Below are 24,316 nucleotides of genomic sequence, written 5' to 3' on the forward strand. Positions count from 1 at the left end.
TAATTATTTAGTAACTATTTGTACTGTTACTTGTGCTAGCTGCTTTAATAACACGATTTTATCTTTTTCAAGCTCTTTTACAACATCTTCATTATAATGTCTAATGGTGTATAAACTGACATTATTATGGCATGTTACTTTAAATTTAGCTTTTAAATGTTGAAGTAATTTTTCTAAATTATCATATAAATTATCGATACAAACAGAGAAGCTAATTGCCGAATTCTGAATCATATCTACCTTCATTTTGTATAAATGTAATAAACTAAAAATTTCACTAATATTATCTTCCATAATGTACGAAAAATCTAATGATGAAAGTGAAATTAAAGTCTGGTTTTTCTTTACAATAAAGCATGGAATTTTAGGTTCTAATGCTTTTCCTTTACTAACACAAGTTCCTGCTCCTTCTGGGTTTAAAAACGATTTTACAAACAAAGGAATCTCCTTTTGCTGTAAGGGCTGAAGCGTTTTTGGGTGAATTACAGAAGCACCATAAAAAGCCAATTCAATAGCTTCTCTGTATGATATATGATGTAGTAATTGTGCGTTTTCAAAATGACGAGGATCTGCATTTAAAACTCCAGGAACATCTTTCCAGATGGTTACACTATTAGCGTTTAGGCAATAAGCAAAAATTGCAGCCGTATAATCACTACCTTCTCTACCTAATGTTGTGGTAAAGTTATTGGCATCACTGCCTAAAAATCCTTGTGTAATATTTAAAACTTTTGGATCTAAATTAGAAGAAATATTTTGTTGTGTAGCTTCCCAGTTTACGTTAGAATGTCTGTAATAGTTATCTGTTTTTACAAATTCTCTAACATCTAACCAATTGTTTTTTAAGCCTATTTCATTAAGGTAATGACTAATAATAGTGGTTGAAATTAATTCTCCATAGCCAATAACCTGATCGTAAACATAGTTGTAATCTGGTGATTTATTACTTTTAAAAAAAGCATTTAATTCTTCAAAAAGTGTTTTGACATCTACGAATACTTGATGACGATTATTTTCAAATAAATCAATTAAAATATCGTTATGGCATTTTATAACGTCATAGATGGCACTTTGCAATTCATTTTTGTGCTCAAAATAATTTTTGATAACCAATTCCATATGGTTTGTTGTTTTTCCCATTGCAGAAACAACAACCAAAGTATTCTCATACCCTGTAGTTTTTAAAACTTTTGCTAAGTTTTTTACACCATCAGCATCTTTTACAGATGCGCCACCAAACTTATAAATTTGCATTATAATTGATTTAAATAATTTTCAATTCCTTTTTCATTTAAATGTGCTACATTCCAATCTCTCATAACGTTTGCACCTTTACTTTCGTAGAATTTTATAGCAGGTTCGTTCCAATCTAAAACTTCCCAACTTACACGTTTTACACCAAGTTGTTTAGCATGTTTAACAACGGCGTCTAAAAGTAGAGTTCCAAGTCCTTTGCCTCTAGAATTTTCACTAACAATAAGATCTTCTAAATGTAAAATTGGGCCTTTCCAAGTAGAATATCTCGGGTAAACTAAGGCAATACCTTCAATTTTATTTTCAAGCTCACTAACAAAACAGGTAAACTTTGGGTTGGTACCAAAGCCATCTTTTTCTAAATCGGATTGTGTGATTTCTACAGCATCTGTTTCTTTTTCAAAAGTTGCTAATTCTTGAATAAGCTCTATCACTCTTGGCATATCTTGTATGACCGCTAATCTTGGTTGTTTCATTATTACGAATAAAAAACATCAAAGGTAATCTAAACTCGCTTCATAAAACAATTTTTAGAAAGCGAAAACGTTGTAGTTCTTTAAAAAAATACGATATTTGTGAGCATATAATCAATAATATATTTCATGTCTAAACCAAATCAAACCCTAGGGGAATTTATAATAGAAAATCAAACGTCTTTTAAATATACCTCTGGTGAACTTTCTCGTCTTTTAAATTCTATTCGTTTAGCAGCTAAGGTTGTTAACCATGAAGTAAATAAAGCGGGGTTGGTAGATATTATTGGTACAGCTGGTGATGTTAATATTCAAGGTGAAGATCAGCAGAAATTAGATGTGTATGCTAATGATAAATTTATTCAAACTTTAACCAAACGAAATATTGTTTGTGGAATAGCGAGTGAAGAAGAAGATAACTTTATTGCCATTAATAGTCAAGATGAAAATAATCAGAACAAATATGTTGTTTTAATTGATCCGTTAGATGGATCTTCTAATATCGATGTTAATGTTTCTGTAGGAACTATTTTTTCAATTTACAGACGTATTACTCCCATAGGAACACCTGTTAAAATTGAAGATTTTTTACAAAAAGGAAGTGCACAAGTTGCAGCTGGTTATGTGGTATATGGAACTTCTACGATGTTAGTTTATACAACAGGACATGGTGTTAATGGTTTTACGCTTAACCCAGCAATAGGATCTTATTATTTGTCTCACCCTGATATGAAATTTCCAGAAGATGGAAATATCTATTCTGTAAATGAAGGTAATTATTCACATTTCCCTATTGGTATCAAAAAATATATAAAATATTGCCAGGAAGAAGAAGGAGATCGTCCTTATACAAGTCGTTATATAGGTTCTTTGGTTTCTGATTTTCATAGAAACATGATTAAAGGAGGGATTTATATGTATCCTCAAAGTTCTAAAAACCCTAATGGAAAACTACGTTTGTTATATGAATGTAATCCTATGGCATTTTTAGCTGAGCAAGCTAATGGAAAAGCGAGTGACGGATATACCCGTATTATGGATTTAGATCCAAAAGAATTACACGAGCGTGCACCTTTTATTTGTGGTAGTAAAAATATGGTAGAAAAAGTAGAAGAATTTATGCGTAACGCAGAAAAAGAGTTTTAAACTAAGTCATAAACAACAACAAAAAAGCAACCTAATTATTTAGGTTGCTTTTTACTTTTACAGAACTTAAGTCAACGACTATTTGTTCATGTTTTTCATTTCTGTAATAAAAGTATCAGCATCTACTTTATCATGCGCTAGAGCTAAAGCTTTATCAGCAATATATCTTACATTTTGAGCATGAAACCCTAAGCCAACACATAATTTTTCTAATAACCAATGTTGATTAGGTCCTTCGATATCATCAATCCAAACCATACGTGCTAAATCGTATAAACGCTCTAAACGTAGATCGTATGAAGATGGAGGATTAATAGGATGACTTTTATAATCTTTTAGTATTTCTTCGTAATCTTCTGCAGAAATATCTAAGCGTGTTGCTAGACGATCTAGGAAAGCTTTTTCTTTATCAGTAATAATCCCATCACTTTGTGCAACCCTTACAATGGCTGCAAAATGGTCTTCGTTGCGCTTTTTAAATCCGCTATCGAATAAATCTGAAAATGACATATTTTAATGTTTAAATATTAGTAATTTGAGGACAAATATAATTCTATTCACATAATTATCAGTATTGGGCATTTCAAATATTTTATATTTGCAGGACTATCAAACAAAGAAACTTGAGTAAAGTGACTATTACCCAAACACTCGCACAGACTTTGCAACTGCAAAATCTACAAACTACTATTGCCCAAAGCGAAGCAAAAACACATTTAAAAGGTCTAGTAGGATCTTCTTTTTCAATTACGGTTGCGGAAGCTTTTAAAACAGCAGAAAAACCGTTTTTACTTGTTTTTAATGATAAAGAAGAAGCGGCATACTACCTTAATGATTTAGAGCAACTTATTAGTGCTAAAGATGTTCTTTTTTATCCGGGTAGTTATCGTAGACCTTATCAAATTGAAGAAACAAATAATGCTAATGTTCTGTTACGTGCCGAGGTTTTAAACCGTATTAATTCGCGTAAAAAACCGTGTATTATAGTTACGTATCCAGATGCACTTTTTGAAAAAGTAGTGACTAAAAAGGAACTTGAAAAGAATACGTTAAAGATCGCTGTTGGTAATGACCTTAGTATTGATTTTGTAAACGAAGTTTTATTTGAATACAAGTTTAAGCGTGTCGATTTTGTTACAGAACCAGGTGATTTTTCTGTCAGAGGTGGAATTGTAGATGTGTTTTCATTTTCTAATGATGAGCCTTATCGTATAGAGTTTTTTGGAGATGAAGTAGATAGTATAAGAACCTTTGATGTAGAAACACAACTTTCTACAGAGCGTATTAAAAAGGTGAGTATTATACCTAATGTGGCTAATAAGCTTATAGCCGAACAGCGTGAAAGTTTTTTAAAATACGTTGCCAATAACACGGTTATATTTATTAAAAATGCAGCTTTTATATTTTCTAAAATTGATGATTTTTATGGAAAGGCAGAAGAGGCTTTTAAAAATCTGTCGAGTGATATAAAACATGCTTCACCTGAACAGTTATTCTGTACTTCGGGATTATTAAAGCGTCAATTTTTAGAGTATTCTTTGGTTGAATTTGGAACAGAAGCACTATTCGCAAAGCAACTTATTGCATTCTATACCACGCCACAACCTACGTTTAATAAGCAATTCAATTTATTAATAGAAAATTTAAATGAAAACCACGCTAACGGTATTACCAATTATATTTCTTGTGTAAGCGAGCAGCAAGCCAAACGGTTTCATGATATTTTTGATGATGCAGAGCAAGAAGTTCATTATCAGACTATAGTCCTTTCATTATATCAAGGTTTTGTAGATACAGAGCATCAAATTGCGGTTTATACTGATCATCAAATTTTTGATCGTTATCATAAATTCCATCTTAAAAATGGATATGCTAAAAAGCAAGCTATAACTTTAAAGGAACTTACAAATCTAGAAATTGGTGATTATGTAACTCATATTGATCACGGTATTGGGAAATTTGGAGGACTTCAAAAAATAGATGTAGAAGGCAAAAAGCAAGAAGCTATAAAGTTAGTCTATGGGGAGCGAGATATTTTGTATCTCAGTATTCATTCCTTACATAAAATTACCAAGTTTAATGGTAAAGATGGAAAACCACCGACAGTTTACAAATTAGGAAGTAAAGCTTGGACAACTTTAAAACAAAAAACAAAGTCTAGAGTAAAAGAAATTGCTTTCAATCTTATAAAATTATATGCGAAAAGAAAACTTAAAAAAGGTTTTCAGTACGCACCAGATAGTCATATGCAATTAGAGCTTGAAGCCTCTTTTGTTTATGAAGATACGCCAGATCAAATGTCTTCTACTGCAGCTATAAAAGAAGATATGGAAAGCGAGCGTCCAATGGATCGTTTAATTTGTGGTGATGTTGGTTTCGGAAAAACAGAGGTTGCAATTAGAGCAGCATTTAAAGCTGTAGATAATGGAAAGCAAGTTGCCGTTTTGGTACCAACAACAATATTAGCGTATCAGCATGCGCGAACATTTAAGGAGCGTTTAAAAGATTTTCCGGTAACGGTAGATTATGTTAATCGTTTTAGAACTGCTAAAGAAAAACGAGAAACATTAGAGGGCTTAGAAAATGGAAATATCGATATTATTATAGGGACACACCAATTGGCTAGTAAAAACGTAAAATTTAAAGATTTAGGTTTACTAATTGTAGATGAAGAGCAAAAATTTGGTGTTGCCGTAAAAGAAAAATTAAAAACGATTAAGGAAAATGTAGATGTATTAACATTGACAGCAACTCCAATACCTAGAACACTTCAGTTTAGTTTAATGGCAGCAAGAGATTTATCGGTTATTAATACCGCACCGCCAAATAGATACCCAATTGAAAGTCATGTTGTCCGTTTTGGAGAAGAAACCATTAGAGATGCTGTGAGTTATGAAATTGAGCGTGGCGGACAAGTGTTCTTTATTCATAATCGTATTGAAAATATCAAGGAAGTTGCGGGTATGATTCAACGTTTGGTACCTGATGCTAAAATAGGAATTGGTCACGGACAGCTCGATGGAAAAAAACTAGAAGGTCTTATGTTGGCTTTTATGAATGGTGAATTTGATGTTTTAGTCAGTACTACTATTATTGAAAGTGGTTTAGATGTACCAAATGCCAATACTATTTTTATAAATAACGCCAATAATTTTGGGTTGAGTGATTTGCACCAAATGCGTGGACGTGTAGGTCGAAGTAATAAAAAAGCATTCTGTTATTTTATTACACCAGAACATTCTGCAATGACATCAGATGCTAGAAAACGTATCTCGGCTTTAGAGCAATTTACAGAATTAGGTAGCGGATTTAATATTGCTATGAAAGATTTAGAAATTCGTGGCGCAGGAGATTTATTAGGAGGAGAGCAAAGTGGATTTATTACCGATATCGGTTTTGATACTTACCAGAAAATTTTAAATGAAGCGATAGAAGAATTAAAAGAAACAGAATTTTCAGATTTATATAAAGATGATGGTAAGCCTAAAAATTACGTTAAGGATATGACCATTGATACGGATTTTGAATTATTGTTTCCAGATGATTATATAAATAACATTACCGAGCGTCTTAATCTTTATACCAAGTTAAACGCTATTAAAACCGAAGAAGAACTTGCTAAGTTTGAAGCTGATATTATTGACCGTTTTGGAGAGTTACCTACACAAGTTGCCGACTTGTTAGATAGTGTTCGTTTAAAGTGGATTGCTACTAAAATGGGGATTGAAAAGCTTATTATGAAGCAGGGTAAGATGATTGGTTACTTTATAAATGATCAACAAAGTAGTTTTTATCAAAGTGCAGATTTTTTAAGAGTGATGCAATTTGTTCAAACTAATGCGAGAAAATGTACCATAAAAGAAAAACAAACCCGAAAAGGATTACGTCTGCTTATTACATTTGATAAAATTAAAAATACCAAGCAGGCTCTCCTGGCTTTAAAGGATATATAATGAATGAAAAAAATCATTTAAATAACCTATTGTTGCTAACTCTGGCAACATTATTTATGAGTACTTCTGGTCCTTTGGGTAGATTTATAGATATGCCTACTCCAGTAATTATTTGGTGGCGTTGTATTTTATCTGTATTTATTTTACTAGCATTTTGTTTATACAAAGGCATTAATCTAAAAATAAAAAATCATAAAGACCGTAGAACTTTTATTGTTGCAGCCTTATTTATGGGAGGACATTGGATTTTTTACTTCTATGCTTTAAAACTCTCTAATGTTGCTATAGGCATGCTTTCTCTATTTACATTTCCTGTTTTAATAGCGCTTTTAGAACCTTTTTTTACAAAAGTAAAACTAGATCCAATACATATTATTTTAGGATTTATGGTACTCTTAGGTATTTATATTTTAGCTCCAGAATTCGATGTAGAAAGTAGCCATTTGCAAGGTGTTCTCTCGGGCTTATTGTCCGCTTTATTTTATGCGCTTAGAATTTTAATGTTAAAAAATCATGTAAAGACTTATAACAGTATAATGCTTATGTTTTATCAAGTACTTATACTTTCCTTTGTATTAGCGCCTACTCTATATTTTATGGGGACCTCTACAATTACAACGCAATATCCATATGTTTTACTATTAGCATTTGTAACGACTGCCTTAGGACATACAATGTTTGTAAATAGTTTAAATCATTTTAAAGCAAGTACAGCAAGTATTATAGGAAGTACACAACCTGTTTTCGGAATTATAATAGCGTATTTCTTTTTAAACGAAACACCAACAATCCATACATTTATAGGGGGGAGTTTAATATTAGCAACCGTTATTATTGAAAGTGTGAGGTCTAAAAAGGGATAAAAACAGAATTATAATGGTACAATTATTGAAGTTGTTAAACCGTTATTATAGCATACGAATAAGTATTAAGTTTACATCATAATTTATAAGCTTACAAGACCTCTTTTTAGAGGTATAATGAAAACAATTTATAAGATGAAAAAATTATTAATTCTACTTTTGGTTTTACCATTACTGTTACAAGCGCAAAGTGTAAAAGGAACATTTTCGCCTGTAGAAGATTTTAGCTATGCTTTTTTATACGAAGCAACACCAGAGAGTGCTAATTATGTTAATAGAGGTCAAATAGATGAGAAGGGTAATTTTGAAATTCAATTAGATTCTACATTAACACCTGGGATTTATAAAATTGTATATGCAACACCTCCAGAAGAGAATAATTTTGATTTTATCTACGACGGAAAAGAAGATGTTGCTTTTAATTTTAGTCATGCTAATGGTTTAGTCTTTACAGCTTCTGAAGAAAATAAACTTTGGAGTTCTTATTTAAAAAGTATTGATATGGTTAACCAAACCATAAGTAATTATTTTGGTAAATCGAATTCAGATAAAAAAGGGTTTAAAGCTATTTTTAAGACTTTAAAAGACACGCAAACTGCCTATGAAGAATTAGCTGAAGGTAAGTTGGTTTCTCGGTTTATTATTGCTAATCGTCCTTATATACCTGAAAAATATGAAACGATAAGTGTTTACTCAGAACATCTTAAAGCGCATTATTTAAGTCAGGTAGATTTTAGTGATTACCTTTTACAGAGTTCTTCGTATTTAACAGATCGTGTAACAGCATATGTTTTTAATATGGTTTCAAATCCAAATAATGAAACTTACGAAGCACATATAGATGATGTTGCTAAGGCTATTGGAGATAATGATTCTGCTATTAAAATAAGTCTTTTACAAATGCTTTGGCAAAATTTTGTAAGCATAGAAAATAATGAAGTAGCCAATTACATTACAGATCACTATTTGTTAGAGTTAGCTAAGGAAACAAATAATATGGTTTTAGAAGATATGCTTATTTCTTTTAAAAATACTTCAATCGGTGTTGTTGCATCCGATTTTGAAATTACATCTGATGATAAAAAAACAAGTTTACATCAATTAGAAGGTGCTGATAATTATTTGCTTATTTTTTGGAGTAGTGCTTGTGGTCATTGTTTAAATGAATTGCCTAAAGTAAAAAAAATGGTAGCTAATAAGCCAAATTTGCAAGTTGTTGCTTTTGGTTTAGAGAATAACGATACTAATTGGAAAAGAGAAATTAAAAAATACCCTGAGTTTATACATCAAATTGGTTTGGGAAAATGGGATAATCCATTAGTAAAAAACTATGGAGTGTCTTCTACACCAACGTATTTTTTATTAGATGCTTCTAAAGTAATTATAGCAAAACCGAATAGTCTAGAAGATTTAGAGGTTGTTTTAAAAGATTTGTAGATTTTTAAACTAATAAATTTCACTTAAAATAAGCTCTTAAAACTTAAGTAATCAGAATTTAATAATCTGGACTTAATATAAATAATGCCTTAATTGGTTATATTTATCATTATTTTTGACGCTTTTTATAATTACTTAATGATTTATTATACAACAGATTTTGGTAAAACAATTCTGTATTCTCTAAAAATATGTATTACCGCAAAGCTAATTTCTTGTGGTAATTATGTGTGTAGTAGAATTCTTATTCATTATAAAAGTAATTGCTTACGTTTTCGTAAGTATTTAATAAGTATCACTTCCTTTTTTACTTTTTATGTAAAACGGGCTGATGAAAAAACTACGACACAACTTTATAAGCCTGTTATTATTAGTTAATACATTAAGATTATTACATGCGCCCTAAATATATAAGTGAAAGTTAGATTACAATTTCATTGTCTAAGTTTTATAATTTTATAAAACTTATTTTTCCTTTTTCACGTATATATAATACAACACAAAAATTAACCCCCTAATTAAGTAAGATAGTTTCCCCCTTTTTAAAACTGTTTTACAACAAAAACTCAATGAAAAAGAACGACCCTAAGTTCTACGTTGTAGGTATTGGTGCCTCTGCAGGAGGTTTAGATGCAATTCAAAACCTCTTTGATCATCTGCCAAGCGATACTGGAATGGCTTTTATTATTATTCAGCATCTGTCTCCAGATTTTAAAAGTCTTATGCCAGAATTGCTTAGTAAGCATACTAAAATGCCTATTTATACAGCGGAAGATAAGCAAACAATAAAACCCAATTGTATTTACTTAAATCAGAGAAGTAAAAACCTGCATGTTAAAGGTTCTGAACTTTATCTTTTAGATAAAGGACCTAAACACAATTTAAACCTTCCTATAGATATCTTTTTTCACACTTTAGGTGAAGAATATAAAGAACGTTCTATAGGTGTTATACTTTCCGGGACTGGTTCTGATGGTTCAAGAGGAATTAAAACGATAAAAGAAGGTGGAGGGACAATTATTGTACAAGACCCTTCTACGGCTCAGTTTGATGGAATGCCAAATTCAGCCATTTCAACTAATACAGTAGATTACATTTTAAGTCCGCCTAAGATTGCAGAAATATTACATAAAAATCCTATTAGCAGACCATTACTTCAAGAAGATTTTAACAAGCATCCTTCAAATGAAACTTTAATAAACGATATACTTACCATCGTTTATAAATACTCTGGAGTAGATTTTAGGGAGTACAAAAAAAATACGCTTTTAAGAAGAATTGAGAAGCGTATGAATATCAACAACATAGATCATGTTTTTGATTATGCGACTTATTTGTCTAGTAATGTAAGTGAACAACAATCCCTAAAAGAAGATTTTTTAATTGGAGTTACTCGTTTCTTTAGAGATACAGAAGCTTTTGAAAGATTAAAAAACACAGTAATCCCCGAGATTTGTAAAAACAGAAATAGTGAAAGTACTATCCGTGTTTGGATTGCAGGATGTTCTACTGGTGAAGAAGTTTATTCTTTAGCGATTCTAATAGATAATTATCTAAGAACACATCAATTAAATCTCGATTTTAAGATATTTGCAACCGATATAGATCCAAGAGCACTTGCTATAGCTGGGGTAGGTGTATATCACGTAAATATTATAAATGAAATTGAAAAGCCATATTTAGACCAGTACTTTATTAAAAATGGTGATAGAATTCAGATCATTAAACGCATTAGAGAGAAGATTGTATTTTCTAATCACAACCTAATTAAAGATCCTCCATTTATAAGAATGGATCTTATTTCTTGTAGAAATTTACTTATCTATTTTGATACTAATATTCAAAAAAAGGTAATGTTTAATTTTCAGTTTGCTTTAAATCAATTTTCTTATTTGTTTTTAGGTAATAGTGAGTCTTTAGGTGAAGTTGCTAAGTTGTTTAAAACGATTGATGTTAAATGGAAAATATTTCAAAATATTTCTCCTCCAAAACAAATCCCTTCGCACAGTTCTAATTTAGATAGAATAACAACACTTGCGTATAAATATCCTGAAACACCCAGAAGTACTCCTGTTTTAAATATAAAAGAAAGCCCTGAACTGGTGTTTCATAAATATTTAAGTCAAAAATTTAGTCCAGATTCTATATTTATAGATCATGATTTTAATATTCTATTTATTAATGGAGATGCAGGGAAACGTCTTTCGCACAGTTCTGGAATTTTTCAGAATAACCTCTTAAAAATGGTGAATCCAGATATTGCTGTTATTATTAGAAGCGGTATTAGAAGAGCAGAAGTTACAAAGCACGACGTTATCATTGAGGGTGTTATTAATGAAACCCTTGGGAAATCTTATTCTTTTGATTTAAAATTTCATAAAGCACAGGATTATGATAATCTAAATAATTGCTATTTAATTGAGTTTACAAACGATATACCTTTAGCAAATGCAACTCCTTTAGTTTTAGGAAATATTGATTTAGATGAGGTATCTAATCAAAGATTAGAAGATTTAGAAACAGCCTTAAAAATAGCTAAAACAGAATTACAAAATGCTATTGAAGAATTAGAAACGAGTAACGAAGAGTTACAATCGTCTAATGAAGAGTTAATGGCATCTAATGAAGAGTTGCAAAGTACAAATGAAGAATTACAATCTGTAAATGAAGAACTGTATACTGTAAATACAGAAATGCAGGAAAAAAATAAGGAACTTACAAACCTTAATAATGATATTACTAATCTTTTAGATAATACGGAAATTGCAACTTTATTCTTAGATACTGATTTAAGAATAAGAAAATTTACACCAGCATTAAAAGAGGTCTTTAATTTAGATGAGGTAGATCTTGGCAGAACATTATCTAGCTTTACGTCTAATTTTAAAGAAGATACTAGGAACTCAATTATTCAAGATTCTAAATTTGTGTTAGACAAATTAAAAATTGTTGAAAAACAAGTCAAAGATCAGGATGATAACCACTATTTATTACGAATAAGTCCATTTATTACATCTAATAAAATTATTAATGGAGTAGTAATTACTTTAAATAACATTAACAAGCTTATAGAAACAGAACTCGAGCTTCTAGATACCGGTGTAAAATATCATAAATTGTTTGAGAACCTTAATGAAGGTTTTATGCATGCAAAAATTATAACCAATAAAGATGGTGAGCCCGTAGATTGGGAATATATTGATGTAAACCCTGCTTTTGAAGAGATATTGAATCTTACAACAGATGAAATTATTGGAAAAAGGATTTTAGAAATAATTCCAGGGATAGAGCATGACCCTAATGACTGGATTTCAAAATATGGAAAAACAGCATTGTCTGGAGAAAATCAAACTTTTGAGACCTACATTGCAAATTCAAAAAAACATTATTTTATAAATATATTTTCACCTAAAAAAGGTGAATTTGCAGGTACTATTGCAGATTTTACAGAGCTAAAAAATAAAGAAGAAGCACTTAGTAAAAGTGAAAAAGAACTTAATAGAGTTCAAGAATTAACTCACGTTGGCGGATGGTATTTAGATATAAAAACCGGTAAAGTAACTTGGACTGGACAATTATTTAAAATCTATGGATTAGATCCTAATTCTCAACCCCCAGACTATAAGGAACAAGAAAACCTTTTTACAAAAGAGAGTTGGGCTAAATTATCTAAAGCCATAGAAAAAACCAAAAAATATGGTACTCCATATGAGTTAGAATTAAATCTTTACAGGTCTGATGGAAATAAAATTTGGATTAAAGCACAAGGAGAAATTGTTGAAGATGAAGATGGGAATAAAATAGCTTTAAGAGGTGCTGCTCAGGACGTTACTAGTCAAAAACTGTCTGAGGTAGAACTTATAAATGCAAAAAAAATAGCAGAAGAAGCTAACCTTCATAAAAACTATTTTCTTGCTAATATGAGTCATGAAATAAGAACCCCAATGAATGGTGTTTTAGGTTTTTCTGAATTATTAAAAAATGATAGTTTAACTAAAGAAGAACGTTTTAAGTATCTTGAAATAATAGATGGAAATTCTAAACAACTTTTAAACTTAATCGATGATATTATTGATATTGCTAAAATAGAATCTAATGAGTTAAAAGTATCTTTTAAAGAATGTGATATTTCAAGTTTAATCTCAAACTTAGAGATTACTTATAACCAACTAAAAATAGCAAAGCATAAAAAAGATATTGTTTTTAAAACACATATTCCCGTTAAACCATTATATATCATTACCGATGAGCATCGCCTGCAACAAGTTGTTTCTAACCTTTTAAACAATGCTTTAAAGTTTTCTGAAAAAGGAGAAATTTCATTCGGGTTCAATGTGAATGATAATACTATTAAGTTCTTTGTTCAAGATAACGGAATGGGGATTAAAAAAAGTAAACAAATAGAAATATTTGAGCGCTTTAAACAACTTAATTACGAAAGTAATGCCAAATATGGAGGCACAGGATTAGGTCTTACTATTTGTAAAGGTATATTAACTTTATTAGGTGGAGATATTACTGTAAGTTCAGAGGAAAACAAAGGAACCTTATTTGAGTTTACAATCCCTATTGAATATGCAAAAGAAGACTTGGTAAGGAAAAAAGTAGCTCTACCTAAAAGAAAGGATTTCTTAAAGAACAAAACCATTTTAATAGCAGAAGATGATTCTTTAATAAGATTACTCTTTAAAATAGTCCTCAAAGATACTGGAGCAAATGTTTTATTTGCTAAAACAGGTGTCGAGGCTGTAGAAATCTATAGTAATACAGAGGCTATTGATATTGTGTTACTAGATATTAGAATGCCTGCCATGAATGGAATTGAAGCAATGGGAGAAATTTTAAAAATAAATCCTATGGCTAAAATTATTATGCAAACGGCATATTCAATGCCAGATGAAAAAGAAAGATGTTATAAAAAAGGATGTTTAGGTTTTCTTTCTAAACCAATCATTAAGGATGAGTTATATTCTACTTTAAATAAGTGGGTTAATGTCAAAGAATAGCGTGCTTAGTGCTGAAAAACAACTATTATTTAGTAATAATTATTAAAAAAAAGAAAACGCTCAGTTAAAACTATATGTTTTACTGAGCGTTTTTGAAGCTAAATAACCAACCAAATTTAGCTTCTTTCACTATATCTTGTATTCTCTACTTTTTTTGTTTTTTGCTTACGTATTTTAACTTTTTCTATTTCTGTAGTAGTTTTCTCTTCCGAGTTTTCACTTCTATAATAAGCAATGTATTCTCGTCCTTTAAACTCGTAAACGGTACCAGAGTTTGAATGTAACAACTCTATCGTACTGTCATCTATAACGGTGAGTTTGAAGAATTCATTATAAAAGAAATCATAATCTAATGTTAATCTTTTTGAGTACATATTTCCAGAAATATCACCGACGTTATAGTTTCCTGTAAAATCCCAATAAATATTATTAGTGTTATAGATATTTTGATCTTGAGAACTTCTAAAAGTATCGTCATTTCCACCAGCTAAAAATTGTAAATAATTTTCGTTATCAAAGTCGTTTAAAGCACCAAAATTGCTTGTGTATGTTTTCTCCCAAGCTTCATATTCTTGTAAGAAATAATGAATGTTATCATAGAAAACAAAATCATAATCGAAGTTAGATTTCTGGTAACCATCTAAAAAATAAGAGGTGTTGTTAAAAGGGTTGTACAACTCAATGGTATTATTATCTATTTGGTATACATCAAAGCTATCATAACCATCAATAATATGGTCTATATCTATAATCATATCATAAGCACTATAGGTTCCTATTTGTACACCATAACCATTACCTTGGCTTCCTATACCAACTAAATTATTATTAGCGTATAGTCGACCATTATTAAATGAAATAGTAAATGCCATTTGTAAAAATGAGGTTTCATTATAACCTTGTGTTGCATTAATATCGACATACCATAAATCGTAAGAATTTAATAATTGGTTTAATGATATTGCTGGCTCGTCATTTATATAAACCTCTTCAGTATAACATGAGGTAAATAATGTTGCTATAAAAGCAAATCCTAAGAGTAGTTTTGTCGTTTTCATAATTTAACGGTTTATAGTTACTACTTAGTTTAGTTTCAAAACATATGCCAAAAATATTTTTTATGGTTTATAATTATGAAATTTTTTCATAAAGAACATTATCTTATATATACACAATAAGTGTTTTTTTAGGTTATATAAATTGATGCTAATTGTATGGTTTCTACTCAGTGTTAACAAGAGTTTTTCTATAATTTTTATGTACTTTTGATATATTAAAATTGATTAAAACCTTATGAGTGACACTACAAAATACGCTGTATTTGGCGCTGGAAGTTGGGCAACTGCAATTGTAAAAATGCTTTGCGAAAACTTAGAAGAAGTCGGTTGGTATATGAGAAGTTCTTATGTTAAAGAACATCTCTTAAAAGAACAACACAACCCTAGTTATTTAAGTTCGGTAGAATTCCATACAGATCAATTAAAAATAAGTAATGATATTAATGAAATAGCAGATTGGGCAGATGTGCTTGTTTTTGTTATTCCTTCTGCTTTTATTCATTCTGAACTCGAAAAACTTACAGTAGATATTAGTAATAAAACAATAGTTTCTGCTGTAAAAGGCATTATGCCCGAAACCGGAAAATTAGTCGGTGAGCATTTTCATGATATCTATAATATTCCTTTTAATAACATTGCTGTCATTGCAGGTCCTTGCCATGCAGAAGAAGTAGCTTTAGAGCGTTTATCTTATTTAACCATTGCTTGTGACGATACTGAAAAAGCACAATCTATTGCAGATAATTTATCTAGCGATTACATTAAAACTAAAACGAGTGATGATGTAATTGGTATAGAATATGCCGTAATGCTTAAAAATATTTATGCTATCGCTGCCGGAATTGCACATGGTTTGGGGTATGGCGATAATTTTCAAAGTGTGTTGATGAGTAATGCTATTCGAGAAATGAAGCGCTTTATTAAAAAGACACACAAAATGAAGCGAAACATTAATAATTCTGCCTATTTAGGTGATTTATTAGTAACGGGTTATTCTGTGTTTTCTCGTAACAGAATGTTTGGAAGCATGGTAGGTAAAGGTTATACCGTTAAATCTGCACAAATGGAAATGAGCATGGTTGCAGAAGGATATTACGCCACCAAAAGTGCTTACGACTTAAATAAAAAGAATAAGAGTAAAGCGCAATTGCCAATTATTAAAGCTGTTTATGAGATTTTATATGAAAATAAAAACCCTAAAAAAGTCTTTGAGAAATTAGTAGATAAATTAGATTAAACTTTTATAAAACATATAGTGAGATTCCTGCTTTTTGCAGGAATTTTATTTTACAAGAATTCCTTTCATTTGCATTAAAGGTACCGTTTGTAAGGCTTTTTCATTAATGGTGTTTTTTCTAAATAAATAGCTTTTATCATACATTTTGTTGCCTTCAAAAAATGTAACCTTAAACTCGTTATTTAGTTCTATAACTTTCTCTTGTAAAAATTCAATTTTAGCATAACTTCTTGCGGGTAGTTTTGCTATAGTATGTCGCATTACAGGTGTTAATTTGGTGTCGCTATAGCCTCTAGAAACAATAAGTACGGTGTCTAGATCTTTATCGCTATTGTTAATGATATAAGCATTCCAATCTAAAGTTTTATACTCTAAATGTTTTTCTTGTACAACAGTAACGTAAACATCTTGTACTTTTGGAAATTCAATATCTTTTTTCATAAAATGGTATTTAAAATCTAAGGCGTATTATCTTTCAGTTTTCAAAAATAGAAAATCCAACACATTTTAGTTGTGTTAATTTGTGATATTCGCAGCTAAATTATTTGAAATAACTAAATAATCGTGCTAAACATACCATTTGTAATTTTACATAGCATTTTAAAACTATAAACAGGTAGAATAAATCTTACCTTTAAGTCCATTATGAAGCGAATATTAAGTTATATCTATCCCGTTACTAAAACCATAACGTCAAAATATAGTGGTGAATTAGAAATTACTTGGTATAACGGAAAAAAGCATCTTAATTCAGAAAATGCTAATTACAGTTATGGATCTTTACAGCGTATTTTAAAATTTGGACTTCAGAAAATAAACCTTAACAGTGTTAATTCTGTTTTAGTTTTAGGCATGGGTGGAGGAAGTGTTATTGAAACGCTTAGGGATGATTTTGGTTATACTAAATTTATAGAAGCAGTAGAACTCGATCCCGTTGTTATTGATATTGCTAAAACGGAATTTGGTGTTACAGAAAATAGTCAATTAAAAATTAATTGTGCAGATGCTTTTCAGTTTATAAAGACAAATACTAAACTTTTTGATTTAATTATTGTTGACCTTTATATAGATCTTACCGTGCCTGATAAATTTTTGAGTCAAGAATTTTGGACTTCAGTTTTAAACTCAAAATCATCAAAAGGTTTTATTCTCTTTAATGCTTCGGTAAAGGCTTCTAATGAGAGTAAAATTGATAGTTTGGTGAATTATTTTAAATCAAAAATATTTAAAGTTGATATCTATAAAAAAGTAAATAATACCAATACTGTAATCATTGCTAGTGGTTTATAATGATTTTTAATTAGTATATTGTAAGAACTTAATTTTACAATATGCGAAAAAAATGTCCAGAATGTGGTGATTTAATTATCGGTAGAGTTGATAAGAAATACTGTAGTGATGGTTGCAGAAACGCACAAAATAACCGTCTCAATAAGGATTCTAAGAACCTAATTAGAAATACCAATAACCGATTAAGAAAAAATTACAGAATTTTAGAAGCTCTTAATCCTAATAAAAAGTTGAAATGTTCTAGAGCTAAGCTTATAGAAAAAGGTTTTGATTTTAACTATTTTACAAGTACTTATACCACTAAAGCGGGTACAATTTATTACTTTGTTTACGACCAAGGTTATTTGCCACTAGAAGGTGAGTATTATGCTTTAGTAAAACGTGATGATTAGCTTCCTTTTGTAGTACTATTCCAATTTTCAGATTTAAGCTCTAGAGCCGCAATTAAAATATCTTTTTGACTAATTTGTCCAATTAATTTACCGTTTTCAACAATAGGGAAACGCCTTCGCTTAGAATTTAAAAACTTATTTGTAGCATCAAAAATATTCATATTTCCATCAATGGTTTCAACACTAATAGCCATTCGTTTATCTACAGTATCATGTTTTAATGGCATATTGTAATATCTACTTTCGCTTAATTGCTTTAAACAATCTCCTTCAGAAATAATTCCAATTAATTCTTGTTTATCATTTACCACAGGACCACCAGAAATTTTATTTTTTATTAAGGTTTCTACAACTTCTTGTATAGGTTGATTGGGTTTAAATGTTATAAGATTTGTAGACATATAGTCTCTGACTCTTAACATTTTTGTTTCGGTTATATTTTGTTGTTTACGTGCGCCTTGAAAATTTTTAATAGCCATAAGATTGTTGTTTATAAATTAGAGATTGTCTTAAAGTTACTGAAAATTAATGACTTAATAAAATGGAGCTGTAAAGGCATAAATATTCATTATCTTTAAACACGTAAATTATTTGATTGTATTGAAAGGACAAATTAGTATTATAGGTTGTGGTTGGTTAGGGTTTACTTTGGCTACTAAACTGGTAGAGTTAGGATTTAAAGTTCAAGGTTCTACAACCTCTAGAGATAAATTAGAGGTATTAAAATTACATGGTATAGCGCCCTTTTTAGTAAGCTTAACTGAATCTGGAGTTTCAGAAGAATGTGCTCAATTTTTAACAGGAAGTGATACTGTAATTATTAATATTCCACCAGGATTAAGGAGAAACCCGAATAAAAATCATGTTGTAGAAATAGAACATTTAATCCATCAGATAGAACAACAGAAGATAAAACACGTTTTGTATATTAGCTCTACCTCTGTATATGAAGATGAAGTTTCTTTTCCTGTTATAACGTCTAAAACAATTCCTAATGCAAGTTCTAAAACAGGTAAACAGCTTATTGAAATAGAAAAAATGCTTCAAGTGAATCCTAATTTTAAAACGACAATTCTGCGTTTTGGTGGTTTGATAGGTGATGATCGGCATCCTGGAAAATTTTTATCTGGGAGAACCGATATTTCAAATCCAAAAGCCCCAATAAATTTAATTCATAAAAAAGATTGCATTTCAGTGATTACTCATGTTCTAAAAAAAGACTTTTGGGATAAGACATTAAATGCTGTTTATCCAAGCCATATTTGTAAAAAAGACTATTATACAAATTACTGTGCTGCCAAAAATTTACCCTTACCAGAATTTAGTGCTGCAGAAGAAAGTAAAGGGAAAATTGTAGAAAGTAAAATATTGGTACAACTTTTGAATTATACTTTTAAAGTGGTGCCTTAGAAATTAATAGATTTTTAAGACCTTTTCTTATTAATTTTTATAGATTTAACCTCATATTTTCAATAAATTAAAGAACAATAAACTTAAGGACAGATGAAGACTATTACAATTGCAATTCTTATGTTATTTTCGGTAAGTATTTTTGCGCAAAGCAATACAGAACTGAAAAATCATTTTGAAGCCTATTACAAACAAATGAAAAAACAAGGAGATACTCAAGGCGTTATTAATGCTATGACACATCTCGAAGTTATAGAGCCTTCTGTGGCACGTAAAGATACTTTAGCATACATTTACCTTTCTGATGGACAATATATGCAAGCTTTAAATACTATTGGAATTGAAAAAAATGCAACAGATTCTGATATGAATGTTGAGGTAAAAGCATTAGCGTTAAAAAACTTAAATCAACCAAAAATGGCACTTGATCATTTTGAAGTGCTTTATAAGCGTGATCCTAATGTTTACTTGGCTTATGAATTAGCAGATATGAAAATTCAAACTAAAGATTTAGCAGGAGCGAAATTAAATATAGAATATGGTTTAGCTAATGTAAAAGACGATATGAAACGTGCTTTTTATGAGCGCCAACAACCTTACGAAACTTCTATGAAAGCTAGTTTGTTGTATTTAAAAGGACTTTTAACGTTTACAGAAAACAATACTGAAAATATAGATACTGCACTAAAATTTATGAATGACGCTTTAGCTATTGATCCTAATTTTAATTTAGCTAAAATAAGTAGAGAAGCATTAGAAGCTCAAAAAGCACAACGTGCACAACAAGCTACAGGGAATAAAAATTAATTTCTTCTTATACATTATATAAAAAAAGCAGCTCATTGAGCTGCTTTTTTTATGATATCTAGATTGATTTATTTACCAGATTCTTACACGCTTTTCAGGTGCTAAATACATTGAATCTCCTTCTTTAATATTAAAAGCCTCATAGAAAGCGTCTATATTTTTTAAAGGTTGTGTCGCTCTATAAATTCCAGGAGAGTGTGGATCAGATTTAATTTGTGATCTTAATCCCTCTTCTCTTGTTAATGTTCTCCATACAGTAGCCCAAGACATAAAGAAGCGTTGTTCTGGTGTAAAACCATCAATGTTTTCTGGTCTTCCATGTTCTTCAAAATAAAGTTGTAAACCATCATAAGCACCTAGTACACCACCAAGATCTCCAATGTTTTCTCCTAGAGTATAAGCTCCGTTAATGTAAACGCTATCTAAAACTTCAATAGCAGAATATTGATCCGCTAAAGCTTTTCCTCTTTTTTCAAATTCTACTAAATCTTCCGGTGTCCACCAGTTATTTACATTTCCATCTCCGTCAAAACGCGCACCAGAATCATCAAAAGCATGAGAGATTTCATGACCAATTACAGCACCAATTCCACCATAATTTACAGCTTCATCAGCTGTGTAGTTGTAAAAAGGAGGTTGTAAAATAGCCGCAGGAAAAACAATCTCATTGTTCATTGGGTTAAAATATGCATTAACAGTTTGTGGGGCCATTCCCCATTTAGATTTATCAACAGGTTCGTTAATGTCTTCTAAGTTTTTCTTTTGAGCCCAAGCACCAACAGCCATCATGTTTTCTGCATAAGTATTACCTTCTTCTATTTGCATAGTTGAATAATCTTCCCATTCATCTGGGTAAGCAATCTTAACGGTAAATTTATCAAGCTTAACAATGGCTTTCTTTTTTGTTTCTTCGCTCATCCAGTCTAGCTTATTAATTCTGTTTTGAAAAGCCTTAATAACGTTTGCAATCATTTTTTCAGCTTTCACTTTTGCTTCTGGTGGAAATTTAGCTTGTACATATAATTGTCCTATTGCTTCACCTACGCTACCATCTACAGTTCCTAAAGCACGTTCGTCTGCTGGGCGCATCGCTTTAGATCCATTAAGTGTTTTTCCGAAAAATTCCCAATTAGCTTTCTCCATTTCGGTTGTAAGCATACTTGCTGAATTATCTAACGTATTCCAAACCATCATTGTTTTTAGGTCTTCTATTGGAGTCGCTTTTAAAAATGCATCCATCGCTTTCATGTAAGCAGGTTGCATTACAGTAAGTGTGTCTACTTTTTTGTCAACACCCATATCATCCATTAATTTTTGCCAATTAATAGAAGGTGCCATTTTTTGTAAATCTGTAAGTGCCGTTGGATTATTAAAATTTCTAATATCTCTACTTGCTACTTTATCTAGACGTGGCTTTGCTAATTCTGTTTCTAAAGCTAAAATCTTTTCTGCTGCAGTGCGTGCATCTGCTTCTGAGTAATTAATGTATTGAAGCATTCTTGTAATATGATCTACGTATTTACCTCTGATTTCTACAGTTTTTTCATCTTCATCTATATAATAATCGCGTTGTAAGCCTAAACCACCTGGAAATACCCAAGCCGTATTCATACTACTATCATTAAGATCTGCATTAGCTCCAATACCTGCAAATGGTGCTGCAACTCCTAACGTAGAAGCAAAAACGGTTTGCATATCGCTAAGATTTTTAATGCTATTTATTTTATCTAATAAAGGTTGTAGTGGTGTAATACCAGCTTCATTACGTGCAATAGTATCTAATTCAGATTCGTAAATTAATAACGCTTTTCTTTGGTCAGATCCTTCAGTGTAAGTTCCTAATTCTTTTGATGTTTTTAAAATATCTAAAACATCATGCCTTGTAGACTTACGTAAAACTCCAAATCCTCCCCAACTAGATTCGTCATCTGGTATGGTATTGCTTTTTGCCCAATTACCATTAACGTAATTATAAAAGTCATCTTTTGGATCTACTGAGGTATCCATGTTTTCTAAAACAATTCCTGGCGTTTTTACTTCTGCCATGACTTTCTCTTTTTTAGCTTCTTCTTTACAAGATACTATTGTAAAAAATGCTAAACCTGATATCGCTACTATACGACTAAAATTGGTTTTCATAATTCTATTATTGTTTAGTTTTAATTGAGAATAATTAGCTATAAGTCTATTGGTGTTTTAAAATGTTACAACTTGTTATAGTTTATATATTTAATTATTCGGGTACTATTTTACTGTATATATCGCGTTCTAATTTTTTATTCATCATATCATTTAAATTAGAAAATGCGATAAAAAGACTTTTTATGTTCTCTATTTTTTCGTTTCGTTCAATGTTGTCTAAAGTGAGACTTTCATTAAGTTTTAATAATTCGGTTTCTATAATTGTATTTCTAGATAGGATAGGGTTGGTACTAAATACTTCAGGAATTTGAGCATTGTACTCTTTTATAAACTTTTTTAATAGTTCTATATCACCATTAAAAAACGAAAAATCTCCTCTTTTTAAATAGCTAAGCTGTGTTGCTAATTCATGATATTTTTCCCAAGTTACGATAGCATCTTCAGCTTCATTACTTAGTACAAAGTCTTTATATTGGATGTTTTCAATTGTTTTTGCAGTGATTTTTGCATCCTGATCAGTGGTTGAGGTTGTTTCAACTTCGGTATTTTGCTTTGTGTCATCGTCGCAGTTAATTACAAGAATACAACTCAAACATAAAATGATAAATCTAATTTTCATAAGTAGCTATTAATTTGACTGTAAATATACTAAACTATCCTTTTTTTTATTTTAATATATAGATTTCATACGAAGTTGAGAAATCCATAATGAAAACAGTTTGTTTTCTGATAACTTTAATATTTCAATGAATTAATTCTTATTACTTTTGGCGAAAATTATCAATAAAATAAATGTCTTCAAAAATATTAATCATCGGTGCCTGTGGGCAAATAGGGACAGAATTGACCACTAGGTTAAGAGAAATCCATGGTGTAGATAATGTCGTTGCGAGCGATATTAATACGCGTAATTTAGATCTAGTTAATGCTGGTCCTTTTGTTATTTTAGATGCTAAAAATTTTAATGCTTTAAAAGATTGTTGTATTAATCATAATATAGATACTATTTATCTAATGGCTGCTCTATTAAGTGCTACGGGAGAAAAATACCCTATGGAAGCTTGGGATCTAAACATGAATTCGCTTTTTCATGTTCTTAACTTAGCAAAGGCTAAACAAATTAAAAAAGTGTTTTGGCCAAGCAGTATTGCTGTTTTTGGACCTACAACTCCAAGTGAAAACACACCTCAACATACCATTTGTGAACCTACAACGGTTTATGGAATTACAAAACAAGTTGGTGAGCGTTGGTGTGAATACTACCATGATAAATATGATGTAGATGTAAGAAGTATCCGTTATCCTGGTATTATTAGTCATAAGGCTATGCCAGGTGGAGGAACAACAGACTATGCCGTAGAAATATATCACGAAGCTATAAAAAATGGTAAGTATGAAAGCTTTTTATCTGAAAACACTAATTTACCCATGATGTTTATGGATGATGCCATTAAAGCGACTACAGATATTATGGCTGCTGAACCTGAAGATTTATCGATAAGGTCATCTTATAATTTATCAGCTATTAGTTTTACACCACAAGAAATAGCAGAAAGTATTAAGGCAGAAATGCCAGAGTTTGAAATTACGTATCAACCCGATTTTAGACAAGCTATTGCTGATAGTTGGCCTTCTTCTATTGATGATAGTGTGGCACGTAAAGATTGGAATTGGTCTCACGATTTTAATCTTGAAAAAATGACTTCTGTGATGCTAAGCCAATTGAAGAAAAAGTATGATGCTTAAAAAGCAAGCAGATGTTATAAAATAAAAAAAGCCTAAACAAAGTTTAGGCTTTTACCAGCTAAATAAATGTGCTATTAATCAATAATTTATAAAATATGATTC

19 protein-coding genes are annotated in these 24,316 nt (G+C 30.5%); 11 read left to right on the forward strand and 8 right to left on the reverse strand.

Annotated elements, in window-relative coordinates; genetic code table 11:
* Positions 1 to 3: 3 nt before the first annotated feature.
* Positions 4 to 1,254, reverse strand: coding sequence for an aspartate kinase (locus H0I32_RS08945; RefSeq protein WP_173586154.1), 1,251 nt, complete (start codon positions 1,252 to 1,254; stop codon positions 4 to 6).
* Positions 1,254 to 1,730, reverse strand: a complete 477-nt coding sequence (locus H0I32_RS08950; RefSeq protein ID WP_173586155.1) for a GNAT family N-acetyltransferase — start codon at positions 1,728 to 1,730, stop codon at positions 1,254 to 1,256. The genes H0I32_RS08945 and H0I32_RS08950 overlap by 1 nt, the downstream gene beginning before the upstream one ends.
* Positions 1,731 to 1,856: 126 nt before the next feature.
* Here H0I32_RS08950 and fbp point away from each other — a divergent pair, with 126 nt between their 5' ends.
* Positions 1,857 to 2,873 (forward strand): class 1 fructose-bisphosphatase, encoded by a 1,017-nt coding sequence (gene fbp, locus H0I32_RS08955; RefSeq protein ID WP_173586156.1) that lies wholly within the window; start codon positions 1,857 to 1,859, stop codon positions 2,871 to 2,873.
* Between the two features lie 78 nt (positions 2,874 to 2,951).
* Here the strand turns inward: fbp and H0I32_RS08960 are convergent, their stop codons facing one another.
* Positions 2,952 to 3,383, reverse strand: a complete 432-nt coding sequence (locus H0I32_RS08960; protein ID WP_173586157.1) for a TerB family tellurite resistance protein — start codon at positions 3,381 to 3,383, stop codon at positions 2,952 to 2,954.
* A gap of 113 nt (positions 3,384 to 3,496) precedes the next feature.
* On the opposite strand from H0I32_RS08960, the gene mfd reads away from it, so the two are divergent.
* From mfd to H0I32_RS08980, 4 genes are all read left to right on the forward strand, one after another.
* The gene (gene mfd, locus H0I32_RS08965; RefSeq protein ID WP_173586158.1) at positions 3,497 to 6,826 is read left to right on the forward strand and encodes a transcription-repair coupling factor; all 3,330 of its coding nucleotides are present in this window, start codon (positions 3,497 to 3,499) and stop codon (positions 6,824 to 6,826) included.
* On the forward strand, positions 6,826 to 7,689 hold the full coding sequence (locus H0I32_RS08970; RefSeq protein ID WP_179313606.1) for a DMT family transporter: 864 nt from the start codon (positions 6,826 to 6,828) through the stop codon (positions 7,687 to 7,689). Before mfd ends, H0I32_RS08970 begins: the two co-directional genes overlap by 1 nt.
* 135 nt (positions 7,690 to 7,824) lie before the next feature.
* Positions 7,825 to 9,126: a TlpA family protein disulfide reductase gene (locus H0I32_RS08975; protein ID WP_179313605.1), complete on the forward strand. Its 1,302-nt coding sequence runs from the start codon at positions 7,825 to 7,827 to the stop codon at positions 9,124 to 9,126.
* Between the two features lie 569 nt (positions 9,127 to 9,695).
* On the forward strand, positions 9,696 to 14,132 hold the full coding sequence (locus tag H0I32_RS08980) for a chemotaxis protein CheB (RefSeq protein WP_179313604.1): 4,437 nt from the start codon (positions 9,696 to 9,698) through the stop codon (positions 14,130 to 14,132).
* Positions 14,133 to 14,248: 116 nt separating this feature from the next.
* Here H0I32_RS08980 and H0I32_RS08985 read toward each other — a convergent pair whose 3' ends face one another.
* Entirely contained in the window at positions 14,249 to 15,190 is a 942-nt protein-coding gene (locus H0I32_RS08985) for a nicotinic acid mononucleotide adenyltransferase (RefSeq protein ID WP_179313603.1), read from the reverse strand.
* A gap of 235 nt (positions 15,191 to 15,425) precedes the next feature.
* Here H0I32_RS08985 and H0I32_RS08990 point away from each other — a divergent pair, with 235 nt between their 5' ends.
* Positions 15,426 to 16,427, forward strand: coding sequence for an NAD(P)H-dependent glycerol-3-phosphate dehydrogenase (locus H0I32_RS08990; protein WP_173586163.1), 1,002 nt, complete (start codon positions 15,426 to 15,428; stop codon positions 16,425 to 16,427).
* 45 nt (positions 16,428 to 16,472) lie between these two features.
* Here the strand turns inward: H0I32_RS08990 and H0I32_RS08995 are convergent, their stop codons facing one another.
* Positions 16,473 to 16,868 (reverse strand): hypothetical protein, encoded by a 396-nt coding sequence (locus tag H0I32_RS08995; protein ID WP_173586164.1) that lies wholly within the window; start codon positions 16,866 to 16,868, stop codon positions 16,473 to 16,475.
* Between the two features lie 204 nt (positions 16,869 to 17,072).
* Here H0I32_RS08995 and H0I32_RS09000 point away from each other — a divergent pair, with 204 nt between their 5' ends.
* Both H0I32_RS09000 and H0I32_RS09005 read left to right on the forward strand, forming a co-directional pair.
* Positions 17,073 to 17,717: a spermidine synthase gene (locus H0I32_RS09000; RefSeq protein ID WP_179313602.1), complete on the forward strand. Its 645-nt coding sequence runs from the start codon at positions 17,073 to 17,075 to the stop codon at positions 17,715 to 17,717.
* A gap of 41 nt (positions 17,718 to 17,758) precedes the next feature.
* Entirely contained in the window at positions 17,759 to 18,109 is a 351-nt protein-coding gene (locus H0I32_RS09005; protein WP_179313601.1) for a hypothetical protein, read from the forward strand.
* On the opposite strand, the gene H0I32_RS09010 is transcribed toward H0I32_RS09005, so the two are convergent.
* Entirely contained in the window at positions 18,106 to 18,588 is a 483-nt protein-coding gene (locus tag H0I32_RS09010; protein WP_173586167.1) for a CBS domain-containing protein, read from the reverse strand. The genes H0I32_RS09005 and H0I32_RS09010 overlap by 4 nt on opposite strands.
* Positions 18,589 to 18,709: 121 nt before the next feature.
* Between H0I32_RS09010 and H0I32_RS09015 the strand changes: the two genes are divergently transcribed.
* Both H0I32_RS09015 and H0I32_RS09020 read left to right on the forward strand, forming a co-directional pair.
* Positions 18,710 to 19,519, forward strand: coding sequence for an NAD(P)H-binding protein (locus tag H0I32_RS09015; RefSeq protein ID WP_179313600.1), 810 nt, complete (start codon positions 18,710 to 18,712; stop codon positions 19,517 to 19,519).
* Positions 19,520 to 19,612: 93 nt separating this feature from the next.
* Positions 19,613 to 20,326, forward strand: coding sequence for a hypothetical protein (locus H0I32_RS09020; protein ID WP_179313599.1), 714 nt, complete (start codon positions 19,613 to 19,615; stop codon positions 20,324 to 20,326).
* 72 nt (positions 20,327 to 20,398) lie between these two features.
* Here H0I32_RS09020 and H0I32_RS09025 read toward each other — a convergent pair whose 3' ends face one another.
* Together H0I32_RS09025 and H0I32_RS09030 are read right to left on the reverse strand one after the other, a co-directional pair.
* Positions 20,399 to 22,465, reverse strand: coding sequence for a M13 family metallopeptidase (locus H0I32_RS09025; RefSeq protein WP_179313598.1), 2,067 nt, complete (start codon positions 22,463 to 22,465; stop codon positions 20,399 to 20,401).
* Between the two features lie 94 nt (positions 22,466 to 22,559).
* Positions 22,560 to 23,087 carry a hypothetical protein gene (locus H0I32_RS09030; protein WP_179313597.1) on the reverse strand — a complete coding sequence of 176 codons (528 nt, stop codon included), beginning with the start codon at positions 23,085 to 23,087 and terminating at the stop codon, positions 22,560 to 22,562.
* Positions 23,088 to 23,260: 173 nt separating this feature from the next.
* Between H0I32_RS09030 and H0I32_RS09035 the strand changes: the two genes are divergently transcribed.
* Positions 23,261 to 24,214: an NAD-dependent epimerase/dehydratase family protein gene (locus tag H0I32_RS09035; protein WP_179313596.1), complete on the forward strand. Its 954-nt coding sequence runs from the start codon at positions 23,261 to 23,263 to the stop codon at positions 24,212 to 24,214.
* Positions 24,215 to 24,316 lie beyond the last annotated feature (102 nt).

It is taken from the genome of Winogradskyella sp. HaHa_3_26 (assembly GCF_019278425.1).
Classification (GTDB): Bacteria; Bacteroidota; Bacteroidia; order Flavobacteriales; family Flavobacteriaceae; genus Winogradskyella; species Winogradskyella undariae.

Excerpts from the sequence above, each read along its gene's own strand:
- H0I32_RS08945 (WP_173586154.1), bottom strand. The coding sequence starts at position 1,254 with ATGCAAATTTATAAGTTTGGTGGCGCATCTGTAAAAGATGCTGATGGT.
- H0I32_RS08950 (WP_173586155.1), bottom strand. The coding sequence starts at position 1,730 with ATGAAACAACCAAGATTAGCGGTCATACAAGATATGCCAAGAGTGATA.
- fbp (WP_173586156.1), top strand. The coding sequence starts at position 1,857 with ATGTCTAAACCAAATCAAACCCTAGGGGAATTTATAATAGAAAATCAA.
- H0I32_RS08960 (WP_173586157.1), bottom strand. The coding sequence starts at position 3,383 with ATGTCATTTTCAGATTTATTCGATAGCGGATTTAAAAAGCGCAACGAA.
- H0I32_RS08970 (WP_179313606.1), top strand. The coding sequence starts at position 6,826 with ATGAATGAAAAAAATCATTTAAATAACCTATTGTTGCTAACTCTGGCA.
- H0I32_RS08975 (WP_179313605.1), top strand. The coding sequence starts at position 7,825 with ATGAAAAAATTATTAATTCTACTTTTGGTTTTACCATTACTGTTACAA.
- H0I32_RS08980 (WP_179313604.1), top strand. The coding sequence starts at position 9,696 with ATGAAAAAGAACGACCCTAAGTTCTACGTTGTAGGTATTGGTGCCTCT.
- H0I32_RS08985 (WP_179313603.1), bottom strand. The coding sequence starts at position 15,190 with ATGAAAACGACAAAACTACTCTTAGGATTTGCTTTTATAGCAACATTA.
- H0I32_RS08990 (WP_173586163.1), top strand. The coding sequence starts at position 15,426 with ATGAGTGACACTACAAAATACGCTGTATTTGGCGCTGGAAGTTGGGCA.
- H0I32_RS08995 (WP_173586164.1), bottom strand. The coding sequence starts at position 16,868 with ATGAAAAAAGATATTGAATTTCCAAAAGTACAAGATGTTTACGTTACT.
- H0I32_RS09000 (WP_179313602.1), top strand. The coding sequence starts at position 17,073 with ATGAAGCGAATATTAAGTTATATCTATCCCGTTACTAAAACCATAACG.
- H0I32_RS09005 (WP_179313601.1), top strand. The coding sequence starts at position 17,759 with ATGCGAAAAAAATGTCCAGAATGTGGTGATTTAATTATCGGTAGAGTT.
- H0I32_RS09010 (WP_173586167.1), bottom strand. The coding sequence starts at position 18,588 with ATGGCTATTAAAAATTTTCAAGGCGCACGTAAACAACAAAATATAACC.
- H0I32_RS09020 (WP_179313599.1), top strand. The coding sequence starts at position 19,613 with ATGAAGACTATTACAATTGCAATTCTTATGTTATTTTCGGTAAGTATT.
- H0I32_RS09025 (WP_179313598.1), bottom strand. The coding sequence starts at position 22,465 with ATGAAAACCAATTTTAGTCGTATAGTAGCGATATCAGGTTTAGCATTT.
- H0I32_RS09030 (WP_179313597.1), bottom strand. The coding sequence starts at position 23,087 with ATGAAAATTAGATTTATCATTTTATGTTTGAGTTGTATTCTTGTAATT.
- H0I32_RS09035 (WP_179313596.1), top strand. The coding sequence starts at position 23,261 with ATGTCTTCAAAAATATTAATCATCGGTGCCTGTGGGCAAATAGGGACA.